We start from the raw sequence: 24858 nt of genomic DNA on the forward strand, positions 1-24858 counted from the left end.
ACGGTCACTCCCCCTGCGCCTGGATCGCCGTGATGGCGATCGTGTTGACGATGTCGTCGACGAGAGCGCCGCGCGACAGGTCGTTGATGGGCTTGTTGAGGCCCTGCAGGACGGGACCGATCGCCACGGCTCCCGCCGAACGCTGCACCGCCTTGTACGTGTTGTTGCCGGTGTTGAGGTCGGGGAACACGAACACCGTCGCGCGTCCGGCGACCTCCGACCCCGGCATCTTCGCCGCGGCCACCGCGGCGTCCGCGGCCGCGTCGTACTGGATCGGCCCCTCGACGAGCAGCTCTGGTGCGCGCGAGCGGACGAGAGCCGTGGCATCCCGCACCTTCTCGACATCGGCGCCGGATCCGGACTCGCCGGTCGAATACGACAGCATCGCGATGCGCGGTTCGATGCCGAACTGCGCCGCCGTCGCCGCCGACGAGACGGCGATGTCGGCGAGCTGGTCGCTCGTCGGGTCGGGGATCACGGCGCAGTCGCCGTAGACCAGCACGCGGTCGGCGAGCGCCATGAGGAACACGCTCGAGACGACCGAGACGCCGGGCTTGGTCTTGATGATCTCGAAGGCCGGCCGGATCGTGTGAGCGGTCGTGTGCGCCGCTCCCGACACCATGCCGTCCGCCAGCCCGAGGTGCACCATGAGCGTGCCGAAGTACGAGACGTCGGTGACGGTGTCGGCTGCCTGAGCGAGGGTCACACCCTTGTGCACCCGCAGGCGCGCGTACTCCTCGGCGAACTTGGCGACGTGGACGGCATCCAGCGGCGAGAGCACCTCGGCGGCCTGGATGTCGATGCCGAGCTCGATCGCGCGGGCACGCACCTCGAACGGCTCGCCCAGGATCACCAGGTCGGCGATTCCACGCTTGAGCACGGTGGCGGCGGCACGCAGCACCCGGTCGTCGTCCCCTTCGGGCAGGACGATCTTCTTGCGCTCGGCACGCGCCCGTTCGATGAGCTGGAACTCGAACATGAGCGGTGTCACCACCGTCGCCCGCGCGACTCCGAACGCCTGGAGCAGCTCGTCGGTGTCGACGCTCTGCTCGAAGAGGGCGAGCGCGGTGTCATAGCGGCGCTGCGAGTCGGCGGCGAGGCGCCCGCGTGTGCCCATGACACGCACGGCCGTCTCGAAGGTGCCCAGATCGGTCGTGATGATGGGAACATTCGAGCCGAGACCGTCTAGGAGCCGCGTGACGGGCTCGGGAAGCTCGAACCCGCCGTTGAGCACGATGCCCGAGATCGACGGGAACGTCCCCGAGGCGTTGGCCATGAGCGTCGCGAGCAGCACTTCGGACCGGTCGGCCGGGATCACCACGACGGCACCCTCGAGCAGGCGCGGCAGCACGTTGACCATCGACATTCCTGCGACGACGATCGCCAGGGCCTCGCGCGTGAGCCGGTCGGGGTCGCCTGCGAGGAGCCTGCCGCCGACCGAGCGCATGATGCCGCGGATGGACGGCGCGACGAGGTAACGGTCCTCGGGGATCGCCCAGACCGGGACCGTGGTCTGCGGGCCGGCGGCGGCCACGACGGCGGCGCGGGCGAGCGCCGACTGCACCGAGGCGCGGACCGCCGCGATCGTCTCGTCGGCGCGATCGGGGTCGGCACGGTTGGCGACCACCGCGAACAGCTGCGCGCGGCCGTGCTCCAGCTCGGTCAGAGCGAGATCTGCGATCTGTCCCATCTCGGCCGGCGTACGGGCCAGCGACGATCCGAGCTGCTCCGGCTGCGTCTGACCCTGGGCGGAGCGACCGCCGAGCACGAGCAGCACGGGCGCCCCGAGGTTGGCCGCGATGCGGGCGTTGTACGCCAGCTCCGCCGGGCTGCCGACATCCGTGTAGTCGCTCCCGACGATGACGACCGCGTCGCACTGGGCTTCGACGGCCTTGTACCGTTCGACGATCGTCGCGAGCGCGGCATCCGGATCGCGCCGCACGTCGTCGTAGGTGACGCCGATGCATTCGTCGTAGGGCAGGTCGACGCCGTCATGATCCAGCAGCATCTCGAGGACGTAGTCGGGCTCGACCGTCGAGCGGGCGATCGCGCGGAACACTCCGACACGCGCTGCCGCATGGCTCAGCGCGTCGAGCACGCCCAGCGCGACCGTGGACTTGCCCGAGTGGCCTTCTGCCGACGTGATGTAGATGCTCCGAGCCACGCACCCAGCCTATGGGCGCGCCCGACACCGTCACCAGGCCGCCGATGCTGCACAGCAGATCCATGGGAACCGCGTCGGTACACTCCGGTCCATGACAGCCCCTCGCCCCGGCATCGACGTTCCCGACCACCGCGGCCGTACCGGCCTCGATCGCGCAGGGCGCGATCTCGACCGCAATCCCGATGTGCGGGTCGCCGACGTCGAACTGCTCGCGGCCGGCTGGCACGTGCTGCGCCGCACGACGCTGCAGGTCCGGGGGCCGTCCGGCGAGTGGGAGACGCAGCAGCGCGAGACCTACGATCGCGGCAACGGCGCGACCGTCCTCCTCTACGACCCGCGACGCCGGACGGTGCTGCTCACGCGCCAGTTCCGCTACCCGGTCTACGTCAACGACCACCCCGACGGCATGCTGATCGAGACCGCCGCCGGCCTGCTGGACGACGACGACCCCGCCACGGCGATCCGGCGCGAAGCGGCCGAAGAGACCGGCGTCGACATCGGCGAGCTCGAGCACGTGTGGGACGTCTACATGAGTCCGGGCTCGGTGACCGAGCGGATCCACTTCTTCGCGGCGCCGTTCGACGGCTCCACGCTGCGCGCCGACCGTGGCGGCCTGGCAGAAGAGGGCGAGCACATCGAGTTGCTCGAACTCGGGATAGAAGAGGCCCTCGCGATGGTGCGGGACGGCCGCATCCAGGATGCCAAGACGATCATGCTGCTGCAGTGGGCGGTGCTGGACGGCCCCTTCGCCGATTCCGCACAGAGAAATTAAGACTCTCCGCGAACCCGGCAGAGCCCGGTTACCCTTGCTACGTTTCCGTCCTGGGGGATTTGGCCTGGATGCCGCCTCGCGGAGAGCTGCGTCCATTCTAACCCGCTCGCGCAGGCGCGTCGTCCCCAGGGTTCTCCCAGTGCCGCCCTCGCACCGCCGCGGTTAGGATCGAGCCGTGGGGCGAGGATGCCCCCGCCACCCGCCACCCATCCGCGCGAGCGGGCGGAACAGGAGGCCTCGATGGTCGATACAGCGATGACGGATGCCGAGCCCGGCGTTCCCGAGACGTCCAGGGCGCTCACAGCCGAGAGCTTCGCCCGCGTCACCGATGCGATCCTCGACTCGGTCGGCAAGGTCATCGACGGCAAGCCCGAAGCAGTACGCAGCGCCCTGGTGTGCCTGCTGGCAGAGGGGCATCTGCTGATCGAGGACGTTCCGGGCGTGGGCAAGACGATGCTCGCGCGGGCGCTGGCCACCTCCGTCGACGCGACGGTGCGTCGCATCCAGTTCACCCCCGACCTGCTGCCGGGCGATGTCACCGGCGTGAGTGTGTTCAACCCTGTCGAGCGGGAATTCGAGTTCAAGCCGGGCGCGATCTTCGCGAACATCGTCATCGCCGACGAGATCAACCGGTCCTCCCCCAAGACGCAGTCGGCGCTGCTGGAGGCCATGGAGGAGCGCCAGGTCACCGTCGACGGGCGCACCCACTTCGTGCCGGAGCCGTTCCTCGTGGTCGCGACGCAGAACCCGCTCGAGATGGAGGGCACGTACGCGCTGCCCGAGGCCCAGCGCGACCGGTTCATGATGCGCATCTCGATGGGCTATCCGGATGCCCGTTCCGAAGCGCTCATGCTGCGCCAGCGCGACACGGTGAACCCGCTCGATCAGCTCGCTGCCGTGGTCTCGGCCGAACAGGTCTCCGGACTCATCGCGTGGGCACGTGCCGTGCACGTCGCCCCGGCCATCGAGGACTACGCCGTGGCACTGTCACAGGCCACCCGCGTGCACACCGACCTGCGGCTCGGGGCGAGCCCCCGGGCGACGCTCCAGCTGGTGCGGGCAGCCAAAGTCTGGGCCGCGCTCGACGGCCGCGCGTTCGTCATCCCCGACGACGTGACCGCGTTGCTCGTGCCGGTCTTCGCCCATCGGCTCATCCCGACACGATCAGCAGGAGGCGCCAGGGCCCGCACCGCGGCCGACGCCATCACGACGATCCTTGAACGCATCGCGGCGAGCGTCCGCGTGCCCATCGCCGCCCGTCAGTGAGACTGCGATGAGACGACTGTGGCCGCTGACCGTCCGGGGAACGGGCGCGGTCGTGCTCGCGGTGCTCTGCTTCATCGTGGCGAACGAGGTGGGAATCGGCGAGCTGATGTACTTCGGCATCCTGCTGCTCGCCGTCGTGGCCGCGAGTGTCTGCTCACTGTATGTCGGACGCCGCTCCGACGTGGTGACCCGCTCGCTTGTGCCCGACGTCGTGGCCGTGGGTCGCGAGACGACCGTGTCGGTGCGCGTCGGCGTGCGCACGGCGGTTCCCACCCCGCCCGGCCTGTGGCAGGACACGCTTCCGGCGGGCCTCCGAGGAAAGGCCGAGGGCGCGTTCCCGGCGCTGGGCTCGGGGCTTCGTGGCGGGGAACGCGTGGTCGATCTCACGTACTCGGTCACGGGAGCACGACGCGGGGTGCACCCGCTCGGCCCGTTGACGGTGCGCTCCACCGACCCGTTCGGCCTCGCACGGCGCACGATGGTGTTCGGGCGGCGGACTCCGGTGACGGTGGCGCCGGCCGTCGCCGAGCTGTCGCCGCTGATCGACTACGCCGGCGCGACGGGCGGCACGCTGCACGCCACCACGAATCATCTCGGACAGGGCGCCGACAATCTCGTGGCCCGGCCCTACGCCCCGGGCGACTCGATGCGACGCATCCATTGGCGGGCGACGGCGCACCGCGACGCGCTCATGGTGCGTCAGGAGGAGCAGGAGTCCACACCTGAGGCGACGGTGATCCTCGACCGGGCGGCGCTGCGGTGGTCGATCGACGCTCTGCAGACCCCCGGGGCCGACCCTGGGTTCGAGGCGGGTGTCTCGGCGTGCGTGTCGGCCGTCTCGCGGCTGGTGCGGGACGGGTACGCCGTCGAGGTGATCGACAGTGACGGAACCCACCTGTACGGCGCGCCCGGGATCGCCGAGCGCATCGACGGCGGCGACATGACCGAGGTCGAGGCGATGCTGGTGCAGTTCGCGACCGTGACGGCGCGGCGCGACGACAGCCTGCCGCGCCTGTCACGCCTGTTCGCGGGGGTGTCCACGGGCCCGGTCGTGCTCGTGGTCGGGCGACTCGACCCGGCCGACGCCGACGCCATCGGCCCCGTCGCCCACCACAGCACGCTCCCGCTGGTGCTCGCCGCGGCGCCGGTCGGCGACGCGCTGGATCGAGCGGCGGACCACGGCTGGAACATCGCTGCGATCGACGCGGACGCCGACCTCGGCGTCGCGTGGGCGAACGCCGTCGGACGAGGAACGCGTCATGTCCTCGCCTAGCGCCGCAGCCGTCCGCGCCGACCGTTTCGGTCGACGTGGACCTGCCGCGCCGCGACGCGGCGGCGAGCGCCTGCTCGCGTCGGCGGTGCTCGCGGCGCTCCTGGCCGCACTGCTCCCGGTCGCTCGCGTCGTGGAGTCCGGCGCGTGGCTCGTCGGTGCCCTCATCCTCTCGGTGCTCGTGCTCGTGGCCGGGTACAACGCACGCCGGTTCCGTCTGCCCGCGGTCGCCGTCACCCTCATCGAGGCGGCCATCTGGGTCGTGTTCATGACGGTGGTGTTCCTGCGTGACACCGCGCTGCTGTGGATCATCCCGAGCCTTGACACCTTCCGCACCGTCCCGCTGCTGGTCGAAGGCGCGATGCAGGAGATCACACTCGGAGCCGCCCCGCTCGAGCCGTCGACGTCTCTCGCGTTCGTCGTGGTGGGGGCGATGGGCCTCCTCACGATCGTCATCGACCACGTGGTCGTGACCGCGCGGATGCCGTTGCTCGCGTCGGTCGGCATCGTCGCCGTGTCACTCATCCCGGCGATCGCGGTGCCCAGCGAAGTGGACCTCATGGGATTCGTGTTCCTGGCCATCACGATCCTCTTCCTCATCCGCGCCGAGACCCGCTCGCGCGAGAAGCCCATCGAACAGGAGGCGGAGCGCAGTGCCGGCGTGCCGGCGACCGCTCTCGGCATCGCCGCGATCGCGATCGTCGTGGCCGTCGTGGCGACTCCCCTGCTGCCGCAGCCCGTCGCCCGGGCGGGCTCGGGTGTGGGCCCGGGCCCGGGCATCGATGCGACGCTCCAGCTCGGCGACGACCTGCGCCGCCCGCAAGAGGTCGAGGTGCTGAGGCTGCGCACCGACTCGCCCACGGTGCCCTACCTGCGGGCGACGACCCTGTCGCGGTTCGACGGCGGCACGTGGGAGCCCGACGGCGGTCAGACCGTCGCCCTCGACAGCGACCGTGCTCTGGGCGATGTCGCCGCCGACCCCGACATCCGCATCGCGGAGTACACCACCTCGGTCGACGTCGTGAACCTCGAGTCGCCGTGGGCGCCGGTTCCGTTCCCCGCGGTGACCATCTCGGGCCTCGACGGCGCGTGGAGCGCTGTGCCCTACAACCGCACCGTCGTCGCACGGGCGAGCTCGACGCAAGGCCAGTCGTACGACGTGGTCTCGACCCTTCCGCGACCCACGCTCGAGCAGATCCGGTCGCGCTCCGCCGGCGGCGGCGACCAGGTGCGGGACGAGACCACCGAGCTGCCCCCCGACACACCCCCGATCATCGCCGAGCTCGCCGCACAGGTGACCGCAGGGGCGACGAACGACTACGACCGTCTCACCGCGCTGCAGCGGTGGTTCCGTGGCAGCGACTTCGCGTACTCGCTCGAGGCGCCGGTCGAGGACGGGTTCGACGGCAGCGGCGCCGAGGCGGTCGCCCGGTTCCTCGAGCAGCGGGAGGGATACTGCGTCCACTTCGCCTCCGCGTTCGCCCTCATGGCGCGGACGCTGAACATGCCGTCGCGGATCGTCGTCGGCTATCTCCCGGGCGAGCCGACGACCGACGCGGTCGACTCGCAGCCGGTCTACTCGGTCGGCAGTTCGCAGCTGCACGCGTGGCCGGAGGTGCACTTCAACGGCATCGGGTGGGTCGCGTTCGAGCCGACGTCGGGGCTCGGCGTTCCGACATCCTTCTCCCCCGCCGCCTCGGTTCCCGGTCAGGCCGACAACCCGGGTGCCACGTCGCCGCAGTCCACGCCCACGCCGTCGACGCCCGCCGGACTCGAGGAAGAGAGCCCCGAGGCACAGCGCGGCGGCACGGCGAGCGGGCAGAACGGCTCCCCGGCCGACGCCCTGCCGCTGGCCGGCGTGGCCCTGCTGGTCCTCCTCGTGCTGTCGCTCCCGCTGCTGTTCCGCGAGTTGCGCCGCCGCCAGCTCGACACGGCCGCGCGGCGCGGCGATGCCGCAGCGGCTTGGCAGTCGGTTCAGGATGCCGCGATCGACGTGGGCATCCCGGTCCCGTCGAGCGAGTCGCCGCGCGCGTTCGCCCAGCGTTTGATCACCGAGCACGGCGTGCCCGCGTCCGACATGAACGTGGTGCTCATCGCCATCGAGCGCGTCAGCTATTCGCGTGCGGGCACTCGGTCGTATTGGATCGGGGATACCGCGGCCGAGGCCGCGGCATCCGTCCGGGTCGCCCTGCTCGCGTCGGTCCCGCCCGCACGCCGGGTGCTCGCGCTGCTCGCGCCGCGCTCGCTCGTGATCCGGCCGGGCAGCGTGTACGCGGGCAATGCGCCCGTGAAGGCGCAGTAGTCGCGTCGGGTAGGATGGTCGCTGGCCCTCCGGGGCTGCTGGAGGATTCGCCTAGTGGCCTATGGCGCACGCTTGGAAAGCGTGTTGGGTGCAAGCCCTCAGGGGTTCGAATCCCCTATCCTCCGCCGCCGTCCTGAGTCGCGACATCGCTTACGAGCGTGTCGCGGCTCAGGACTTTTTTGTGGGTTCGGTGGGTTGACGGTGACGCCGTGGCGGTGAGTCGCGTCATCGTTGACACCCGGATCATCGCTTCTGGGGTTGGTAGTTCCGGGTGGGGTCGATGGTGTGCTCGCGGCGATGATCTCGCCGGTGTTCGCGTTGCTGGTGGACGACGTGGCGGTCGTGGATGAGTAGGAGCACGGGGGGTGCCGGCGTGGGCTTTGCCGATGCCGAGGTGGCGGAGTTGTCCGGCGTAGCGGAGGGTGACTTTCCCGTGCTTGTCGACTCTGTCGGTGCGGGAGCGCCACTCTGAGCGGTGCGCGCCGGTCGGGGTCGCTTTCGGGAGCGCGGTGTAGGCCTGGAGTGGTGTTCTGCGGCCGGTGGAACGGTGCGGGCGTTGGGTGTTGTACCAGGTCTGGAACTGGGTCAGCAGGGCCTGGAGGTCGTCGATGGTGTCCGGGTGGGGGCGGGCGGCGAGGAAGCGTTTCAGGGTCATCAGCGGGATCAACTGTCAACGATGTCCTGAAACCAGACACCCTACCCTCCGCCAGTCAGATCCCAGTGTTTTCAAGGGATTTTCCTACGTCGACGTCTTCGCCGGGAGAGGACCGGCGTCGCTCTTGAACACATCACTGAGGTCGCGGGCATCGGCGTCGACACGATCTATCGGCGCTTCTCGTCCGTCGAAAGTCGCGTGGAAGAAGCTGGGCGATACATGCTGCAATCGTTCCGGGCTGCCGCGGGGACGCCTCTGACTCCCCCATAGGAAGCCTGGACAGGCACTCCGGCAGTCCAGACGGACTAATCGCTCGGCGCCCGGTTGGGCGCCTACTCGCACTCGGTGCCTGTAGAGGTGCTGGACCCTCTGATGGTCATTGGGGTCTTCTGGTCGCGGCTAGTGTGGCGCGTCCTCCCACGACCTCGTTCGGGATCCCTCGCGAGAAGAAGAGGGAGAACAGCGCGATGACGACGAGCGCGAAGAACGCAACGCGCAGCGATGACAGTTGCGACTCGACATAGAGCCTTGCCAACGTCTCGGCCTCGGCGGCTTCGAGTCCGGCGTCGATCCCGATCTGCTCGACCGTCGAAGCCGGGACCGTTTCGACGCCGCCCGCTGTACGCTCGGCGATGATCTGCTGCACTTCGGCGGGCAACGTACTGCTCGAGACACCGGCAGAGAAGGATGTTGCGAGGGCCCCGATCATGATCGAGCCGATCAGCGCCGTGCCCAACGATGACCCCAGGTTCTGGAACACTCCCTGCAGTCCGCCCACCTCGCTGGTGTCCTTCTCGGTCACCGCCGACATGTTGACGTTCCCCAATTGCGAAGCGAGCAGTCCCAGAGCAGCGCCGGCGCAGAACATCCCGATCCCGAAGACCCAGCCAGAGAGTTCGGGGTCGATCGCCGAGAGGAGCACCACCGCACTGACCACGAGGATCCACTGGCCGACGCGCACGATACGTCGCGGCGACCACACCCTCGTCAGCCGGGTGCCCGCGATGGAGAAGACGATGAGCGAGACGGAAAGCGGAAAGATCCGGATGCCGGTCTCGAGGGCGTCGAGCCCGAGCGTCATCTGCAGGTAGACCGGCACCATGAAGAAGAGGCCGGCGGTCATCGCGTACTGCGCGCCCAGCACGGTGAGACCGCTCCGCAGTTGCCGGATCGCGAGCATAGACACGTGCACCAGGGGCTCCTTGCCCTGCCCGAGCAGGCGGCGCTGCCGGGAGAAGAACAGGGCCAGCAAGGCGATGCCGATGACCATGAACCACGCCGTCAAGGAGATGCCCAACGGCGCAATAGGTACCCCGTTGATCTCAGGAAAGTTGAGCGGCCGGATCCAACCCCAGACCTTACTCTGCAGCATCCCATAGACGACGAGAAGCAGCCCAGCAGCCGACAACAGGACGCTCAGCACATCGATGCGGATGGGCCGGCGATCTGCGCGGTCAGCGATTCCCCGGGCGAAGAGGACAACGCCGGCCATGATGACGACTTCGGCGACGAAGACGTAACGCCAACTGAAGTAGGTCGTCACGAATCCACCGATGAGCGGGCCGGCGGCGACCGCCGCGCCCGAAAGAGCCCCGATCATCGCGAAGGCCGTGATGCGGTCCTTGCCTTGGTAGTTGTCGGCGATGAGCGCCGCGATGGCCGGGATCACAAGAACCGCGCCAAGGCCCTCGATGACGGACCAGCCGAGGAAGAGCACCGGCATGTTCGGGGCTATCGCCGTCAGTAGCGACCCGAGGGCGTAGACGATCGATCCGATGACCAGCGCCCGGCGGCGGCCCCACACGTCGCCCAGTTTGGCGCCCAGCAGCATGAGCGAGGCCATTGTGAGGGTGTAGAACGTTATGGCGGTCTGCATCGCAGCAACCGTGCTGTCAAGATCTTCGACCACGGCAGAGATGGAGACGTTCATCACCGTGCCATCGAGCACCATGACGAACTGCGCGCATCCCAGGATTACGAGGACGGACCACTTCTTCATTGAACCGGCTCTCGATGAGGGAGGCGTGGACCTGACTGCTCACATTCAATACCTCGGATGCTCCACGAGCAATCGCGCACGGTCGCGGCGTCGATGCCGAGTGCGCCGGATGCCGGCCCGGCGGTCCCGATCTCTTGTCGGATGAGTCTGCACCGGCGTACCGTTCGTGATTACTCGCCCGCGTACTCGGCTCGAGACAGTCGATCCCGATTCGTGACGCTCGCCTCGATGATCGTCGAGCAGTGGCGACCGTTGAGGACGTGTCATGACCAAACAGATGAGCGCCACCGTAGACGATGCCAGCCTTTCATCGACGCCTGGGGCCGGCGCCTTCGAGGAGCGGCGCAGAGCCGGCCGGGCGGCTAGAAGCCGAAGCCCCCGATCTGGCCACGGCGCCGGGGCAGTCATGGCAGACCGCTTCGATCCGGTTTCGTTGCTCGAACAGCAATCCGCGTCGCGGGTGCGTGAGCTCGTCCCCCTCCGCTACGACCGAATGACGGCATCGCCCTTCGCGTTCTTCCGCGGCGCAGCGTTGCTGATGGCGGCGGACCTGGCCACGGCGCCGAGCAGCGGGTTGAACGCCCAGCTGTGCGGCGACGCGCACCTGTCGAATTTCGGGCTGTTCGCCTCACCTGAGCGGCAACTCGTCTTCGATATCAACGACTTCGACGAGACTCTCCCCGGGCCGTTCGAATGGGACCTCAAACGCCTTGTCACCAGCTTCGAGATCGCCGGGCGCCACCGCGGATTCTCCGAGAACGAGAGGAGGCCGATCCTCCGTGCGGCGGCTCTCGCGTACCGCGAGCGGATGATCGATCTGGCGAAATCATCGGTACTGGATGCCTGGTACGACCGGCTTGATGCCGGCAAGATCGCCTCCTGGTTGCGAGATGAACGCAAGGCCGAGCGCGCCGGAAAGAGCCAGATCAAGGGTTGGGACTCGATCGTTGCCAAGGCGCAGACGAAGGACCGGAATCGGGCCTTCTCGAGGCTTGTCGTGACGGAGGGCGGGCGGCTGCGGATTATGTCCGACCCTCCCCTGGTCGTGCCGGTCGAAGAACTCTTCCCTGATGACGAGCGAATTCACGCCACGGAGGTATGGATGCGTGACTTCCTTGAGGGTTACAGGCAGACGCTTCCCGCCGAGCGCCACCCGCTCGCGGAGTACCGATACGTACACATGGCGCGCAGCGTCGGTGGGATCGGGAGTGTCGGAACCCGCTGCTGGATACTCCTCCTCACAGGTAAGGACGACACCGACCCGCTGATCCTGCAGGCGAAGGAAGCGCAGGCATCCGTGCTTGAGAGGTTTCTGCCCCCGAGCAAGCACTCCCATCATGGTGAACGGGTAGTGCGCGGGCAGCGTCTCCTCCAGGCCGCCAGCGACATCTTTCTCGGATGGCATCGAACAACTGAGGTAGGCGGCGGTGAGCGCGACTTCTATCTGCGCCAACTGCACGATTGGAAGGGTTCCGTCGACCCAGAGGTCATGGTCCCGCGAGGTGCCATGCTCTACGCCCGGCTCTGCGGCGAGACGTTGGCGCGTGGTCACGCACGCACCGGAGACAGAGTACAGATCGCGGCCTATCTCGGTCGTTCTCAGGCATTCGACAACGCGATCGTTGCCTTCGCCGAGGCATACGCCGATCAGAACGAGAAGGACCACGCAGCTTTCGTCGCGGCCATCGCCTCCGGCCGCCTCACCGCTCGGTCTATCTGACGCGCACTCAGCCTCGTGCCGTCGTCCGGCGGTCTACCGGCGCAATGAGATAGCTCACAGTGTGGTTAATAGTGATATCGAGCTTGCACGATCGTCACGTGTTGAACGTCAGCGACATAGACGAGGCGGTTGCTCTCATCGATTCGTCGCGACCACGCTCCGGCCAGGGCGTGCTTGAGGGGTTCAGGCTTGCCGATCCCCTCGAAAGGATCGCCTCGGAGAATGTCTTCGATGAGTGCGTTGATGCGCTTGAGCGTCTTGCGATCCTGCGTCTGCCAGTAGACGTAGTCCTCCCAGGCTTCAGCGGTCCACGCAAGCTTTCGGTCCGTCACGGCTCCAGCAGTTCGCGCTCCGTGACCGCACCCGCTCGCGCGCTCTCCATCGCGCTCAGCAACCGGCGGGCGTTCTCGGGCGAGCGCAGCAGGTAGCTGGTCTCCACCAGGGAGTCGTACTCGTCCTTCGACATGAGTACAGCCGAGCCCCGTCTCGACGTGATCTCCACCTCGGTGTGATCAAGGTTGACGCGCTCAATGAGACCGAACAGGTCGCGACGGGCCTCGCTCGTGGTGATTGCCATCATGCCTCCAGAGTTGTACAAGATATGGTACCACTCGACCGAGACAAAGCACCTCGAGCGCCAAGCGAGACGCACTCGCATCCGAGTACGATTCGAAACCCCCTTATCCTCCGCCACTGTCCTCAGTCGCGACATCATCCGCGACCGTGTCGCGGCCCAGGACCTTCGTGTGCCGGCGTCGGTCCGCCGATGCCGCGAAGAGCGACATCCTGCCGCTCAGGCAAGGTCATCGCGTCGCCGGAGTTACGGCCGGTGAATGCCTGATCGTTCGTTGCCGCGCCTGTAGTTGCCGGTGACTCGCGCCATCAACTGCTGAGGATCGCCGCGGTCCACATCGGCGAGGAACTTGACCGCCGCTGACTTGCGAAGCGTCGCCGCCAGGCGACCGTGGTGGCGTATCTCGATACGGTCGCCCATCACCGTGAACTCGAATCCACTCGGAGCACCCGCCATAGCTTTGAGCATGCCCCACTGGCGCGTGCTGTGCGCGAGCCGCGCTCGTCGACTGAGCGAAACCGAGGCCGAGCCGCCGCTGGCACGCCCACCCCTCGGAGTGAGCCGTCTCAGCGTGGGCGCAGTTCGCGTACCGCTCGAGGGTGATCCCGCGGACCTCTTTGGCATGTCCGCACGCTCGCGATGGCGGCTGGATGTCGGGGGGTCTGGTTACCGTCCCCTCTGTGGCAACTTCTGATGCGCTCGCCGGGCTGGATCCGGCGCAGCTCAAGGCCGTCGAGCATGGCGACGGGCCGCTGGTTGTCGCGGCGGGGGCCGGCACAGGGAAGACGCGTGTACTCACGGCACGTGTTGCGCGGCTGCTGGAGGCGGGGGTCGCACCGGAACGGATCCTGTTGCTGACGTTCACGCGGCGCGCGGCATCCGCGATGCTCTCCCGCGCTGCGGTGATGTGCGGCGACGCGCAGGCTGCGCAGCGCATCGCCGGGGGCACGTTCCATGCCGTCGCGCACCGCATCGTCGCCGAGTACGCACAGCACCTGGGATTGCAGGACGTGACTGTCATCGATCCCGACGACGTCATCGACCTGATCGACCTGCTGCGCGCCGAGCACGGCCTGGACGGCACGGAGGTGCGGCTGCCCACGACACGCACCATCGCGGACATCGCCTCCCGCGCGATGAACACCGCGACCCCGGCCCGCATCGTCATCGAAGAGCAGTTTCCGTGGGCGCTTGAGCACGCCGACCAGGTCGCCGGTCTCTTGCGTCACTACCGCGACCGCAAGCGCGAGCGCGGCCTGCTCGACCTGGATGATCTGCTCATCGCCTGGCGGGCGCTGGTCACCGATCCCGATGTCGGCGCACGGTTGCGGGCGCGCTGGGACTGGGTGCTGGTGGATGAGTATCAAGACGTCAACCAGCTCCAGGTCGACATCGTGCGCGGGCTCAGTCCCGACGGCCGCGGGCTGACCGTCGTCGGCGATGACGCACAGGCGATCTACGCGTTCCGGGGGGCGAGCGCCGGGCACCTGCTCGAGCTCGTCGAGGCGTACCCCGACGCGACGCTGGTGCGCCTGGAACGCAACTTCCGATCGACGCAGCAGATTCTGGATGTTGCGAACCAGGTGCGCCCCGGCGAACTGAGGCTACGGCTCGTCGCCGACCGCTCGCAGCCGGGCGCCCGGCCGACCCTGGTCAGCTGCCGCAACGCCGACGACGAGGCCCGCACGATCGCGGACCGCATCCTCGCCGCGCACATCGATGGCACGCCATTGCGTTCGCAGGCGGTGCTGATGCGCACCGGATCCCACAGCGCGCAGCTGGAGGTGGAGCTCAAGGTGCGGGCGATCCCGTTCCACAAGTTCGGCGGGATCGGCTACCTGGAGACGTCGCATGTGCGCGACCTGCTGGCAGGCTTCCGAGTGGTGCTCAACCCGACAGACGAGGTGTCCTGGTACCGCCTGCTCACCCGGCATCGCGCGATCGGCAAAGCGAGCGCGCGCGTACTGGCCAGGATCCTCGCGGGCGGAGGCGTCGATCGCGCGGCCGACGCGGTGGCGGCGGCACCGGCAAAGGCGCGCACCGGGCTTGCCAACACCCTGTCGCTGCTCGGCGCCGTGGACTCCACGACCGCGGTACCGGAGCTGGTCGAGGCATGCCGAGGCGCGGTGGATCCGCTGCTGCGCGCGCACTACCCGGATTGGCAGCGGCGGGTGACGGACGTGGACTCCATCGCGCAGGCCGCCGCTGGGCACAGCGACCTCCGCACGTTCGTGAGCGAGCAGGCCATCGACCCGGTGAACGTCACCAGCGACTGGGCCAAGCAACCACATCTGGACGAGGACTGGCTCACCCTGTCCACGATCCATTCCGCGAAGGGCCTGGAATGGGACATCGTGCACCTCCTGCGCGTGAACGACGGCGCAATGCCCTCAGACATGGCACTCGCTTCTCGCGCCGGGCTGGCTGAGGAGGAGCGCCTCTTCTACGTTGCGCTCACCCGCGCACGCGACACCCTCGACGTATACGTGCCCTCGCAACTGCCCACGCACCCCACCGCGTTCCTGGCAAGGCACGTCGCCGCCAAGCCCAGCAGGTTCCTGACCGAGCCGGCCCGCGCTCTCATGGAGCCGGTCCACACCGCCGCCGTCAACCCCGAGCCCGCGATCAAACGTGCCGCCACGGCGCCGCGGGTGCGCACGGACGCGTTCGACGAGCTCTTCGCCTGATCTGCATCAGACGGCCCCGACGAAGGTGTGCGAACTAGCACGAGGCGACGACGATCCGCAGACTCTCAGCGCGTCCGGCAATACCTCGCGATTCGCTCGGTCGTCTCCGAGCGGAATGCGGCGGGGCGCCGGCCACGACGCATCGATGAACGCAACCGCCCGCCAGGATGACTAAGCGGGCTCGACAGGGAGCCATAGATCGTGCATCGCGGGACCGCGGCCTTCGGCGCGGCTTGCCACGATGGAGGGGCCCGGTCGCAGCCGCCAGGGATGTGAGGGGAACCACACCGCGGCCATCCACTCAGGGATGGCGCCGACGGGGTGAGGCGGCGTCTCACGGACGATCACCCAGTCGCCCCTGGGAACATCCAGCAGTCCGAGGCCGTCGGGAGCCCGTGTCCGAGCGCTTGCCGCGACACCGCACATGAACTCGAATTCGGTGCCCACGGCATAGTCGGCGTCGACGCCGGAGCTCACATTGAGCACGCCCGCCGGCTCGCTTCCACCCAGCCTGAGCAACTCCATGTACTTGGTCCGAGGCACCGACTCGATATGCGCCTGCACGCCCGGATTGAGGAGTCCAGAGACCACAGTCACGCGGGTCGAGTAGCCGATCAATCGAAAAGCCGGGCGGTCTGCGATGCGGATGTCCATTGCGTCGTCCTTCCGGTCAGGATGCGAAGTCGGAGCGCCCACTGTCGCGGATCGATCCTCACGCTCACCCGACAATTTCCGTCCGATCTGATCGGGAAGGCCTGCGCCGCACAGTGAGAGCCTGAACCCGCTTGCTTCGGAAGAGAGGAGGCTGCGATTGAGTACTGACACGCGCATCTCACGCCGTAACGCGCGATTCCAGCAGTGGGAGGCGCTGCTACGCAATCGGAACAAGCGCCAGAGAGCGGGAGAGTTTCTGGTTCAGGGCGTCCGCCCCATCAGCCTCGCGATCGAGCATGGCTGGCGGATAAACGCCCTGATCTTCGACGCCGAGCGATCACTCTCACCTTGGGCCGCGCGGATGCTGAGCCACGCCGGGGGCGAGCGCGTCGCGATGGCAACGGATCTGGTCCGCGAGCTGGGCGAGAAAGAAGATGACGCGCCAGAGCTCGTTGCAGTCGTCGCCCTTCCGGCAGACGACCTGTCGCGCATAGCGGTCGCGCCGGGATTCCTGGGGGTGGTTTTCGACCGCCCCGCTGTGCCTGGGAACATCGGCTCGATCGTGCGGTCGGTGGATGCGTTCGGCGGCGCGGGGCTGATCATCACCGGACATGCCGCAGACCCGTACGATCCCAAGGCCGTGCGCGCATCCACTGGGTCGCTGTTCGCCGTGCCGACGGTCCGAGTGCGCTCACATCAGGATGTCTTGGCATGGGTGCAATCGAATCGATCGGCGGGGCTTGACCTCACCATCATCGGTACCGACGAAAACGGCGCCGTCGATCTTTCGGATCTCGATCTGACCGGCCCGACGCTCCTCGTCGTCGGCAATGAGACGTCCGGCTTGAGTTCGGGGTGGAGAGCGGGATGCGACCTGATCGCGCGCATCCCGATGGGCGGTGCGGCCAGTTCGCTGAACGCTGCCAGTGCGGCGACTGTCACTCTCTATGAGGCCGCACGCCAGCGCGGCGGCGCCCGGTGAGCTTCCGTGGGCTACCGCTTCGCGCTCAGCCGTGAAAATCACGAGGACCTGTCAGCCGGCCGGGTGCTGTTCTCCGCACCGGGATTCCCTGCATTTCCCGTGCGATTGGCCAGCGAGACTTTTCGCCGTGCGATGACCGCGGTATCGGATGGCCCCCTGATCGTGTGGGATCCCTGTTGCGGCAGCGGCTACCTGTTGACTGTCCTCTCGCTCTTGCACCGAGACGAGATCGCCGGGATCATCGGCTCGGACGTGGACGATGCAGCATTGGACCTGGCAAAGCAGAATCTGGATCTTCTGAGCGAAAGCGGATTGATGCAGAGGTCAGCAGAGCTTCGCGAACGGGCGGCGGAGTTCGACAAACCCTCCTATACCCGGGCTGCCGAGGCGGCTCAACGACTCGCCCACCAGCTGACCGCACGAGGTGGACCATTGCCCTATTCGTTCGCCAGAGCAGACGCGTTCGACCCTCAGCAGCTCAGAAGGGCACTCGACGGCCAGCGACCCAAGATGGTGATCACCGACGTTCCCTACGGCGAACAGACGACGTGGGCAGGCCCAAGGGCAGATCAGGGGCTGACCGGCATGCTTCGTTCCATCTCATCGGTGCTGGACGACGACGTGGTGATCGCAATCGCGACCCGCGGCCGCAAGGTGCTGCTGGATGAACGGATACCACGACTCGCGAGCTTCAAAGTCGGCACTCGAGCTGTCACGCTGTTGCGCCCCGTCCGATGACCTGAGGCCATGACCGCGCCGAAGCACCATCCGGCCGGCGAGCCTGTTCGCGTGGACCAATAGTCGATCCGCTTCCGTCTATATCGTGGTGTCATGCGTCCGAAGCCGGTCGGCCTTGTCATCGCCTCGATCGTTTCGGGCTTGCTCGTTCTCGGCGGTGTCGCCTTGTTCATCGCAAACAGTCCAACGAGCACGGCGTCCTTCGGCTGGTTCGCATATCAGCCACTCTCAGGCGCTGCCTTCTTCCCAGGCTCGCTCATCGTGTTGACACAACCGTCCGCGGTCGGGATCGCAATCGGTGTCGCCGGTCTTGTCGGGCTGGGCGTGATCGCGGGATTCCTCCTCGGCCGACGTCACCCCATCGGGCGGTAAGTCACAAGGTCCACCGTGACGGCGAACCTCACTCCACGAGTGTTCGGCGCGATTGTAGATCGGCGGCTCACCAGCCGTCGACGTGCAGGACCTCATCGAGGGGCGCGCGATGCGCGGGGCGGAAGTCCGTCCCGACCGTGTACGCGACGGGCAGCAGCACGCCCTGGCGCACGGTGGGAGGGATGCCGAGGAGCTCGGCGATCTCACGCTCGTACGCGAGATGCGGGGTCGTCCACGCGCTGCCGAGGCCGCGTGCCCGCAGTGCGAGCTGCAGGCTCCATGCGGCTGGCAGAAGTGACCCCCACAGACCGGCCTGACTTCCTGTCTCGAACTCCTCGGCACCCGTGAAGATCGCGCCGATCACGAGGACCGGAACCTCTCCCATGTGCTCGGCCAGGTAGTCGGCGCTAGACGACACCCGCTGCTGGACCGCCTGGCGCGTCGGGTCGGCGTAGGTCCGGCGCCCCGAGGCGCGATACCGGGCGAACGATCGCGCATACAGCCCGGCGATCGCCGCACGCTTCTCCGAATCGGTGACGACGATCCAGTGCCACGTCTGAGCATTGCTCCCCGTCGGCGCCTGGAGCGCGACCTCGAGCGCCTCGCGGACGACGTCGACCGGGACCGGCCGTTCGAGGTCGAGCCGACGCCGCACGGAGCGGGTTGTCGTCAGCAACTCGTCGGGGGTCAAAGGCAGCACGTCGCTCATAGCTCGACGCTATCGGCCCTTCAAGATCCTCCGGCGATCGCTAGCGCACCGCAGATCGCTCGTCGTAGCATCCGGTGTGCCCGTTCGCGATGCAGGAGGCCCTCAGTGACTCAACACACCCTCGATCTGCCGGACGTCGACCTGGTCTACGACGTCCACGGGCCGCTTCCGACCGCGGACGGCCGACCGCCCCTGGTCATGATCGGGCAGCCGATGGACGCGAGCGGGTTTCAGGCACAGGTCAAGCTGTTCCAGGACCGTACCGTCGTGACCTATGACCCTCGCGGTTTAGGCAGGAGCAAGCGCAAGGACGGCGGCGTCACGAACGAGCCGGAGACTCAGGCCGAGGATGTCCACGCCATCATCCAGGCGCTCGGCAGCGGACCAGTCGAGATGTTCGCCAGCAGCGGCGGCGCGGTGACCGCGCTCGCGTTGGTCACGTCCCATCCGGAAGACGTGTCGACCCTGGTCGCACACGAGCCGCCGATCGACTGTGTGCTGCCGGATGCGGAGGCCGTCCAGCGCGCCCGGGTTGCGTACACCCAGATGTACGAGGAGAAGGGCTGGGGCGCGGGAATGGCCGCGTTCATCGCGATGACCTCGTGGGAGGGTGAGATCACGGATGAATACCTCGCCCGGCCGGCTCCCGACCCCGCCGCATTCGGGATGCCGACCCACGACGACGGTACTCGCGGCGACCCGTTGCTGTCGGACCGTTCTTGGGCGGTGCCCCACTACGAGCCCGATCTCGAGGCTCTGAAGTCGGCGCCTACTCGGATCGTGATCGCCGTCGGCGAGGAGTCGGTGCGCGTGTACACCGGTCGAACCGCGATCGCTCTGGCCGAACGCCTCGGCCAGCAGGCGACCGTGTTCCCCAGCCACCACGGCGGCTTCATGGGTGGCGAATTCGGCTACGCCGGCCAGCCCGAGGCTTTCGCCGCCAAACTCCGCGAGGTGCTGAACCAGCGTTGAACGCTGTCGCTCGGCAGGTCGATCCGCCCTGAGTCGTCCCGCTCAGCTGCCGGCGAGTACGCAGGAGCGGACGACGTGATCGGGGCGGAATCCGACCCGAGCGTAGCGCTGTGCGGGGGTGTCTCCGATCTCGGCCGCGATCACGATGCGGCCGGCACCGGCAGTCCGCAGCGCGGTGACTGCGGCGTGCAGGAGCGCGGTCGCGATCCCGGCGCCGCGGCTGCTCGGCCGCACGTAGACGTCTTCGATCACACCCACGCCGGTGGGTGATGTCCAGGTGCACAGGAACCCGGCGATTTCGTCATCCTCCATCGCGCACAGGTACGGTGCAAATCCCTCGAGGGCGCGCCGGTGCTCCACGATCGCGGCGGTCTGCGCCGGAGCACGCGCCGGGACCCCGTGCCGTGTGTCTTCTTCGATATGGTCCGCGCGCAGCAACTCGCCGCGGGCGCGCCAGTCGGGGTCTACCTGGCTTCCCGCGCGAACGTCGACCTGCGGCGGCGAACCTGCGAGCTGTGCGTCGCCGGCAAGCTCCAGGCGCAGTTCGTCCTCGACCGTCCATCCCCGCAGCCGTAGCTCGGCCTCCACCCACTTCGGAGTGTCTCGCTCCAACACGACTCTCCGGATGCCACGCGCCCTGGCGATACCCAGGTCGGAGTCGAACGTGGCCAGATCTGCAGGTCTCACGGCGCAGAGGTACGACGCCAGCAGGAGGTCCGGGGCTGCAGCCCGCGTAACCAGTATCGAAGCGGCAAGAGTTTCGCGTTCGCTCGCGAGACCCCACAAGTGCGTCGCAGCGTCCTCCGGATCACGCATCGAACTCATCGTTCCATCATCCACAGGACACGGCGACGGGCACTAGGCGCTAGGCGCACGAAATCTGAACTGCGTCCGAAATCTTCGCTTACTGTTTCACGGCCGATTTCCAGCCGCCGGGCGTTCGCATCTCGTGACGATCGGGCGTAAATTTCCAGAATCGGTTTGCTCTGGGGGCACACCCGGGTGGACTCGAGCATCCAGGGTGGAGAACGCATGCGACAAGACATTGTCAGGATCGGCAACGAAAGATTCGTGCTCGCACAGGGCCATAGCATCGACGACGTGAAGGCCGCCACCGTCGCCGCGATGCGCGCGAACGGGGACCTGGTGAACCTGGTGGTTTTCGGGAACAAGGAAGTCTCGGTGCTCGTCTCACCGGGCGTGCCGGTGATCTTCACCTCCGAGCTTCTCGACGCAGACGAAGAGGATCACCGCGACACCGGAGACGTCGAGAACCCCTTCGACACCATCGCCGACCTCGAGTACATCTAGCGCCGCCACCGCCACTGCAGGGCCACGTCTGTTGCGCACTGACGCGGCGCGATACCGTCGCCCCATGCCGGACATCGATGCAGAGTCTGCGGTCCGGCGCGCCGGAACACCCGATGCTCCCCGGGGCGAGGCCGAGGTGCGCGCGACCGCGGTCGCCCTGAGCGACGCGATCGTCTCCAACGATCCGGCACGGATCGGCGCGTACCTCGCCGAGAAATGGCGCCTCGTCGACGCCGACGGAATAACGACGCGGCAGGACTTCCTCGAGGTAGTGGCCAGCGGGCGGCTCACCCATTCAGAAATGCGTGCCTCGGGTGAGATCGACGTCCAGGTCTACGGATCGACCGCCGTGGTCCTCGCGCGCGTCGTCAACACCGCACGCTTCGACGGCGAAGTGTTCGAAGCGGACGAATGGACGACTGACGTCTTCGTCCGCGACGATGCGGGGTGGCGATGCGTCCACAGCCATGTGACTGCGGCTGACGATGCACGGCGCGGCTGACTCCGCAGACCGTGGGTGACGACCCGACCGTCTTGTTGTCGGCGATACTCCGCGGCGACTCAGCCGGCGTCGTGCCGGTGCTCGTCATGGTCGCCCTCGTCGTCGAGAAGCATCCCGACGGACGTGGCGCAGGCGTCGCCTCGCCAGGCTTCGATTCCTTCACGGATCGCGAATGCTGCGATCACCTGGCCGGCGACCGCATCGGCCCACCACCAGCCGAACCACGTGTTGAGGAGCAGTCCGATCAGGACGGCCGCGGACAGGTACGTGCAGATCAGTGTCTGCTTGGAATCGGCGACAGCCGTGGCCGAGCCGAGTTCTCGCCCGGCGCGGCGCTCGGCGAGCGAAAGGAACGGCATCACGATCACGCTGAGCGCCGTGATGACGATGCCCAGGGGACTGTGCTCAGCCTCCACGCGTCCAGCGAGGGTCAGCAACGAGGTGGCGACGACGTAGACAGCAAGGGCGAAGAACGCGACCGCGATGACCCGCAGCGTCCCCTTCTCCCAGCGCTCTGGGTCGCGGCGCGTGAACTGCCAGGCGACCGCGGCCGCGGACAGGACTTCGATCGTGGAGTCCAATCCGAAGGCGACCAGCGCACCCGAGGAAGCGATGGTGCCGGCGGTGATGGCGACGATAGCTTCGACGAGGTTGTAGCCGATGGTGGCGGCCACTATCCAGCGAACCCGACGCTGCAATATCTCCCGGCGTTGCGGAGCGAGTGTCGTGGTCATGTGCAACGGCAGCTCTCGCCCGTGCAGCATTCGGGATCGACCGACAGAACGACCTGAAGGAGCTCGTTCAGGGCTGGCGCCAGGTGCTCGTCGGCGAGGCGGTAGGAGGACCGGCGGCCTTCCCGGACGGCCTCGACAAGCCCGCAGCCACGCAGACAGGCCAGCTGGTTCGACATCACCTGGCGGGACACACCGAGCGCTTCGGCAAGGTCAGAGGGGTACGCGGGCCCGTTGCGCAGTTCGAGCAGCACGCCGGTGCGCGTGGCGTCCGACAGTGCGTAGCCGAGCCGCGCGAGTGCACCAGTGTGGGTTGCGGTCGCCGACGTCATGACTGCGACAATACATGCCATGCTGAATTAAGCGAACCCTGAACAGCCGGACTCGCGCTTGCAACCGATACCCAGGTACAGGCTTGCCGTGGAGTCCGTGTCAGCCGCGTACGGTCAGGCGGAGGTCAATTCACCGAGGAGCTGCTCGACGCGGTCGCGGATATCGTCGCGCACGCGCCGCACTCCGTCGAGGTCGAGATCGGCCGGATCGTCCAGCTGCCAGTCCACGTAGCGCTTGCCCGGATAGAGAGGGCAGGCGTCACCGCAGCCCATCGTGACGACGGCATCCGCGGCACGCACCACGTCATCGGTGAGCGGCTTCGGGAACTCGTCGGTGACGTCCAGACCGATCTCGGCGAGCACGAGGGCGACCTCCGGGAGGATCCATTCACCCGGCTGCGACCCGGCCGACCTCACGTGCACCTGGTCGCCGGCGATCTGGCGTGTGAGTGCGGCCGCCATCTGAGACCTGCCCGAGTTCTGCACGCACACGAAGAGGACCTCGGGCACCTGCTTCACGATCAGGCCCCTCGACTGAGCGAGGGCCGTCAGCCGATCTCGTGCGAATTTCTCGGCCAGGCTGGCGACATGGGTCTGCACCGCCGCCGTGCGCGCAAGGGCCGTATAGGACTCGAACACAACCCGCTCCACCGTCTCTTCGTTGACCATGCCGGCGAACTGATGCGCCAGTCGCTCGGCGGCGCGATGCAGGACGGAGTCCGGCGAGAGCAGCGCACCCTGCCCGGTGTAGCTGGTCACGCTGCACCGCGTGCGGGCAGCAGCTCGGCGACGAGCGCCTCGATGCGCGTGCGGATCTCGTCGCGGATCGGGCGGACGGCTTCGATGCCCAGACCGGCGGGGTCGTCCAGCTCCCAGTCCTCGTAGCGCTTGCCCGGAAAGATCGGGCACGCGTCACCGCAGCCCATCGTGATGACGACATCCGACTCGCGGACCGCGTCGACGGTCAGCACCTTGGGGGTGTTGTCGCTGATGTCGATCCCCTCTTCAGCCATCGCCTCGACCGCGACCGGATTGATCGTGTCTCTCGGTGCCGACCCGGCGGAGAGAACCTCGACGGAGTCACCGCCGAGGGCGCGGAGATACCCGGCGGCCATCTGCGAACGGCCCGCGTTGTGCACGCAGACGAACAGGACGGTGGGCTTCACCGCAGTCGGGTTGTCAGCCATGATGGCCTCGCTTTCTCTCTGAGAGAAAGCATAGACCATGATCTATCAATTGGAGGGAACGGCGGCTGAACCCTCGGTGACGAGTTCGCTCAGCAGACGACGGACGCGCGCTTCGATGTCGTCCCGAATGGCGCGCACCTGCTCGATCGGCTTGCCGACGGGATCTTCGAGATCCCAGTCGAGGTACCGCCGCCCTGCATAGATGGGGCACGCGTCGCCGCAGCCCATTGTGACGACGACATCCGCCGCCCGTACTGCTTCGTCCGTGAGCGGCTTCGGGAACTCACCACCCAACGGCACCCCGATCTCATCCAGCGCTGAGGTGACCGTGTGGCGCACATCGCTCGCCGGCTGCGAGCCGGCGGTCAGCACTCTGACGCGCTCGCCGGCGAGCTGGCGCAGGATCCCCGCGGCGAGTTGTGATCGCCCGGCATTCTGCACGCATACGAACAGCACTGTCGGGATGCCGTCGGGCAGTGCCGCGGCGCGGCTCATGGCGGCGAGCCGCGTGGCCACGAACGCCGCGGTCCGGCTCGCGAGCATGGGCGACTGCGAGCCTCCCGCGAGGAGTTCGTAGCTCTCGACCACCTTGGCGCGAATCGACTCCGGACTGAACGTCCCTCGAAAGCGGACGACGAGATCCTTGGTGATCCGATCCAGGTCGGGCTTCGCGGCCGAGGTCGGCGCTCCCCCCAAGAGCGCATCGATCCGCTCGAAGTGGTCCGGCGCTATCGAATACCAGACCTTCCGGCCATCCGGCTCACGCACTACGAGTCCCTCGTCGTGCAGCGCCTTCATGTGATGGCTGACGGTCGGCTGCCGCAGCTCGAGGGTCTCCGCAAGTCGGCCGACAAGCATCCGCCCACTGTCTGACTCGCGGATCAGGCGCAGGATGCGGGCGCGCGTCGGATCTGCGAGCGTCGTGAGATCCCGCGCACGAGCCGTCCGATCCATAGACG

The 24858-nt window shown here is 67.7% G+C and carries 26 protein-coding genes, 1 tRNA gene and 1 other RNA gene; 13 read left to right on the plus strand and 15 right to left on the minus strand.

Annotation, left to right across the window (positions count from 1 at the left end):
* Positions 1-4 precede the first annotated feature (4 nt).
* Entirely contained in the window at positions 5-2164 is a 2160-nt protein-coding gene (gene pta / locus HF576_RS02635) for a phosphate acetyltransferase (protein ID WP_168911218.1), read from the minus strand.
* A gap of 91 nt (positions 2165-2255) precedes the next feature.
* Here pta and HF576_RS02640 point away from each other — a divergent pair, with 91 nt between their 5' ends.
* On the plus strand, positions 2256-2936 hold the full coding sequence (locus HF576_RS02640) for an NUDIX domain-containing protein (RefSeq protein WP_168911219.1): 681 nt from the start codon (positions 2256-2258) through the stop codon (positions 2934-2936).
* Here HF576_RS02640 and ffs read toward each other — a convergent pair.
* An RNA gene (gene ffs / locus HF576_RS02645) (signal recognition particle sRNA small type) lies at positions 2931-3027 on the minus strand. The two genes, HF576_RS02640 and ffs, sit on opposite strands and share 6 nt — an antisense overlap.
* Before the next feature lie 149 nt (positions 3028-3176).
* On the opposite strand from ffs, the gene HF576_RS02650 reads away from it, so the two are divergent.
* The 4 genes from HF576_RS02650 to HF576_RS02665 all read left to right on the plus strand — a co-directional run bounded on the left by HF576_RS02650 (position 3177) and on the right by HF576_RS02665 (position 7899).
* On the plus strand, positions 3177-4202 hold the full coding sequence (locus HF576_RS02650) for an AAA family ATPase (protein ID WP_205834639.1): 1026 nt from the start codon (positions 3177-3179) through the stop codon (positions 4200-4202).
* A 7-nt stretch (positions 4203-4209) separates the two neighbouring features.
* A complete protein-coding gene (locus HF576_RS02655) occupies positions 4210-5475 on the plus strand; it encodes a DUF58 domain-containing protein (RefSeq protein WP_168911220.1) in 1266 nt (421 codons plus the stop codon).
* Positions 5462-7774, plus strand: a complete 2313-nt coding sequence (locus tag HF576_RS02660; protein ID WP_168911221.1) for a transglutaminase TgpA family protein — start codon at positions 5462-5464, stop codon at positions 7772-7774. Before HF576_RS02655 ends, HF576_RS02660 begins: the two co-directional genes overlap by 14 nt.
* 40 nt (positions 7775-7814) lie before the next feature.
* Positions 7815-7899: transfer RNA gene (locus HF576_RS02665), tRNA-Ser, on the plus strand.
* Here HF576_RS02665 and HF576_RS20840 read toward each other — a convergent pair.
* Both HF576_RS20840 and HF576_RS02675 read right to left on the minus strand, forming a co-directional pair.
* Positions 7890-8429 carry an integrase core domain-containing protein gene (locus HF576_RS20840; protein WP_168911222.1) on the minus strand — a complete coding sequence of 180 codons (540 nt, stop codon included), beginning with the start codon at positions 8427-8429 and terminating at the stop codon, positions 7890-7892. The two genes, HF576_RS02665 and HF576_RS20840, sit on opposite strands and share 10 nt — an antisense overlap.
* Before the next feature lie 376 nt (positions 8430-8805).
* Entirely contained in the window at positions 8806-10428 is a 1623-nt protein-coding gene (locus tag HF576_RS02675; RefSeq protein WP_168911223.1) for an MFS transporter, read from the minus strand.
* Between the two features lie 265 nt (positions 10429-10693).
* Between HF576_RS02675 and HF576_RS02680 the strand changes: the two genes are divergently transcribed.
* Complete coding sequence (locus HF576_RS02680; RefSeq protein WP_168911224.1) at positions 10694-12148, plus strand: DUF2252 domain-containing protein; 1455 nt, start codon at positions 10694-10696, stop codon at positions 12146-12148.
* A gap of 65 nt (positions 12149-12213) precedes the next feature.
* Here HF576_RS02680 and HF576_RS02685 read toward each other — a convergent pair whose 3' ends face one another.
* From HF576_RS02685 to HF576_RS02695, 3 genes are all read right to left on the minus strand, one after another.
* Entirely contained in the window at positions 12214-12480 is a 267-nt protein-coding gene (locus HF576_RS02685; protein ID WP_168911225.1) for a Txe/YoeB family addiction module toxin, read from the minus strand.
* Positions 12477-12728 (minus strand): type II toxin-antitoxin system Phd/YefM family antitoxin, encoded by a 252-nt coding sequence (locus HF576_RS02690; protein ID WP_343234150.1) that lies wholly within the window; start codon positions 12726-12728, stop codon positions 12477-12479. The genes HF576_RS02685 and HF576_RS02690 overlap by 4 nt, the downstream gene beginning before the upstream one ends.
* Before the next feature lie 240 nt (positions 12729-12968).
* The gene (locus HF576_RS02695; protein ID WP_240948619.1) at positions 12969-13142 is read right to left on the minus strand and encodes a hypothetical protein; all 174 of its coding nucleotides are present in this window, start codon (positions 13140-13142) and stop codon (positions 12969-12971) included.
* Positions 13143-13402: 260 nt separating this feature from the next.
* Between HF576_RS02695 and HF576_RS02700 the strand changes: the two genes are divergently transcribed.
* Positions 13403-15409: a UvrD-helicase domain-containing protein gene (locus HF576_RS02700; RefSeq protein WP_168911227.1), complete on the plus strand. Its 2007-nt coding sequence runs from the start codon at positions 13403-13405 to the stop codon at positions 15407-15409.
* A 171-nt stretch (positions 15410-15580) separates the two neighbouring features.
* Here HF576_RS02700 and HF576_RS02705 read toward each other — a convergent pair whose 3' ends face one another.
* Entirely contained in the window at positions 15581-16063 is a 483-nt protein-coding gene (locus HF576_RS02705; protein WP_168911228.1) for a GyrI-like domain-containing protein, read from the minus strand.
* Positions 16064-16220: 157 nt separating this feature from the next.
* Between HF576_RS02705 and HF576_RS02710 the strand changes: the two genes are divergently transcribed.
* From HF576_RS02710 to HF576_RS02720, 3 genes are all read left to right on the plus strand, one after another.
* Positions 16221-17045 carry an RNA methyltransferase gene (locus HF576_RS02710; RefSeq protein WP_168911229.1) on the plus strand — a complete coding sequence of 275 codons (825 nt, stop codon included), beginning with the start codon at positions 16221-16223 and terminating at the stop codon, positions 17043-17045.
* A 6-nt stretch (positions 17046-17051) separates the two neighbouring features.
* Entirely contained in the window at positions 17052-17783 is a 732-nt protein-coding gene (locus HF576_RS02715) for an rRNA methyltransferase (RefSeq protein ID WP_168911230.1), read from the plus strand.
* A 93-nt stretch (positions 17784-17876) separates the two neighbouring features.
* A complete protein-coding gene (locus HF576_RS02720) occupies positions 17877-18155 on the plus strand; it encodes a hypothetical protein (RefSeq protein ID WP_168911231.1) in 279 nt (92 codons plus the stop codon).
* Between the two features lie 67 nt (positions 18156-18222).
* Here HF576_RS02720 and HF576_RS02725 read toward each other — a convergent pair whose 3' ends face one another.
* Positions 18223-18864 carry a nitroreductase family protein gene (locus HF576_RS02725; RefSeq protein WP_168911232.1) on the minus strand — a complete coding sequence of 214 codons (642 nt, stop codon included), beginning with the start codon at positions 18862-18864 and terminating at the stop codon, positions 18223-18225.
* A gap of 105 nt (positions 18865-18969) precedes the next feature.
* Here HF576_RS02725 and HF576_RS02730 point away from each other — a divergent pair, with 105 nt between their 5' ends.
* The gene (locus HF576_RS02730; RefSeq protein WP_168911233.1) at positions 18970-19836 is read left to right on the plus strand and encodes an alpha/beta fold hydrolase; all 867 of its coding nucleotides are present in this window, start codon (positions 18970-18972) and stop codon (positions 19834-19836) included.
* A gap of 42 nt (positions 19837-19878) precedes the next feature.
* Here the strand turns inward: HF576_RS02730 and HF576_RS20545 are convergent, their stop codons facing one another.
* Entirely contained in the window at positions 19879-20523 is a 645-nt protein-coding gene (locus HF576_RS20545; RefSeq protein ID WP_168911234.1) for a GNAT family N-acetyltransferase, read from the minus strand.
* 345 nt (positions 20524-20868) lie between these two features.
* Here HF576_RS20545 and HF576_RS02740 point away from each other — a divergent pair, with 345 nt between their 5' ends.
* Positions 20869-21147 (plus strand): hypothetical protein, encoded by a 279-nt coding sequence (locus tag HF576_RS02740; RefSeq protein ID WP_168911235.1) that lies wholly within the window; start codon positions 20869-20871, stop codon positions 21145-21147.
* A 64-nt stretch (positions 21148-21211) separates the two neighbouring features.
* Positions 21212-21649 carry a nuclear transport factor 2 family protein gene (locus HF576_RS02745; protein WP_168911236.1) on the plus strand — a complete coding sequence of 146 codons (438 nt, stop codon included), beginning with the start codon at positions 21212-21214 and terminating at the stop codon, positions 21647-21649.
* A 59-nt stretch (positions 21650-21708) separates the two neighbouring features.
* Here the strand turns inward: HF576_RS02745 and HF576_RS02750 are convergent, their stop codons facing one another.
* From HF576_RS02750 to HF576_RS02770, 5 genes are all read right to left on the minus strand, one after another.
* Entirely contained in the window at positions 21709-22383 is a 675-nt protein-coding gene (locus HF576_RS02750; protein WP_168911237.1) for a cation diffusion facilitator family transporter, read from the minus strand.
* On the minus strand, positions 22380-22712 hold the full coding sequence (locus HF576_RS02755) for an ArsR/SmtB family transcription factor (protein ID WP_168911238.1): 333 nt from the start codon (positions 22710-22712) through the stop codon (positions 22380-22382). Before HF576_RS02755 ends, HF576_RS02750 begins: the two co-directional genes overlap by 4 nt.
* A gap of 114 nt (positions 22713-22826) precedes the next feature.
* Positions 22827-23471, minus strand: coding sequence for an arsenate reductase/protein-tyrosine-phosphatase family protein (locus tag HF576_RS02760; protein ID WP_343234151.1), 645 nt, complete (start codon positions 23469-23471; stop codon positions 22827-22829).
* Positions 23468-23899, minus strand: coding sequence for an arsenate reductase ArsC (locus HF576_RS02765; RefSeq protein ID WP_168911239.1), 432 nt, complete (start codon positions 23897-23899; stop codon positions 23468-23470). Before HF576_RS02765 ends, HF576_RS02760 begins: the two co-directional genes overlap by 4 nt.
* A 45-nt stretch (positions 23900-23944) precedes the next feature.
* Complete coding sequence (locus tag HF576_RS02770; RefSeq protein ID WP_168911240.1) at positions 23945-24853, minus strand: metalloregulator ArsR/SmtB family transcription factor; 909 nt, start codon at positions 24851-24853, stop codon at positions 23945-23947.
* Between the last annotated feature and the right edge of the window lie 5 nt (positions 24854-24858).

Origin of the sequence: Microbacterium salsuginis (assembly GCF_012524205.1) — a bacterium.
Classification (GTDB): domain Bacteria; phylum Actinomycetota; class Actinomycetes; order Actinomycetales; family Microbacteriaceae; genus Microbacterium; species Microbacterium salsuginis.

Coding starts and splice junctions, on each gene's coding strand:
- HF576_RS02640 (WP_168911219.1), top strand. CDS start 2,256: ATGACAGCCCCTCGCCCCGGCATCGACGTTCCCGACCACCGCGGCCGT.
- HF576_RS02675 (WP_168911223.1), bottom strand. CDS start 10,428: ATGAAGAAGTGGTCCGTCCTCGTAATCCTGGGATGCGCGCAGTTCGTC.
- HF576_RS02655 (WP_168911220.1), top strand. CDS start 4,210: ATGAGACGACTGTGGCCGCTGACCGTCCGGGGAACGGGCGCGGTCGTG.
- HF576_RS02705 (WP_168911228.1), bottom strand. CDS start 16,063: ATGGACATCCGCATCGCAGACCGCCCGGCTTTTCGATTGATCGGCTAC.
- HF576_RS02650 (WP_205834639.1), top strand. CDS start 3,177: ATGGTCGATACAGCGATGACGGATGCCGAGCCCGGCGTTCCCGAGACG.
- HF576_RS02765 (WP_168911239.1), bottom strand. CDS start 23,899: ATGGCTGACAACCCGACTGCGGTGAAGCCCACCGTCCTGTTCGTCTGC.
- HF576_RS02750 (WP_168911237.1), bottom strand. CDS start 22,383: ATGACCACGACACTCGCTCCGCAACGCCGGGAGATATTGCAGCGTCGG.
- HF576_RS02660 (WP_168911221.1), top strand. CDS start 5,462: ATGTCCTCGCCTAGCGCCGCAGCCGTCCGCGCCGACCGTTTCGGTCGA.
- HF576_RS02755 (WP_168911238.1), bottom strand. CDS start 22,712: ATGACGTCGGCGACCGCAACCCACACTGGTGCACTCGCGCGGCTCGGC.
- HF576_RS02745 (WP_168911236.1), top strand. CDS start 21,212: ATGCCGGACATCGATGCAGAGTCTGCGGTCCGGCGCGCCGGAACACCC.
- HF576_RS02680 (WP_168911224.1), top strand. CDS start 10,694: ATGACCAAACAGATGAGCGCCACCGTAGACGATGCCAGCCTTTCATCG.
- HF576_RS20840 (WP_168911222.1), bottom strand. CDS start 8,429: ATGACCCTGAAACGCTTCCTCGCCGCCCGCCCCCACCCGGACACCATC.
- HF576_RS02690 (WP_343234150.1), bottom strand. CDS start 12,728: ATGATGGCAATCACCACGAGCGAGGCCCGTCGCGACCTGTTCGGTCTC.
- HF576_RS02695 (WP_240948619.1), bottom strand. CDS start 13,142: ATGGGCGACCGTATCGAGATACGCCACCACGGTCGCCTGGCGGCGACG.
- HF576_RS02720 (WP_168911231.1), top strand. CDS start 17,877: ATGCGTCCGAAGCCGGTCGGCCTTGTCATCGCCTCGATCGTTTCGGGC.
- HF576_RS02770 (WP_168911240.1), bottom strand. CDS start 24,853: ATGGATCGGACGGCTCGTGCGCGGGATCTCACGACGCTCGCAGATCCG.
- HF576_RS02740 (WP_168911235.1), top strand. CDS start 20,869: ATGCGACAAGACATTGTCAGGATCGGCAACGAAAGATTCGTGCTCGCA.
- HF576_RS02725 (WP_168911232.1), bottom strand. CDS start 18,864: ATGAGCGACGTGCTGCCTTTGACCCCCGACGAGTTGCTGACGACAACC.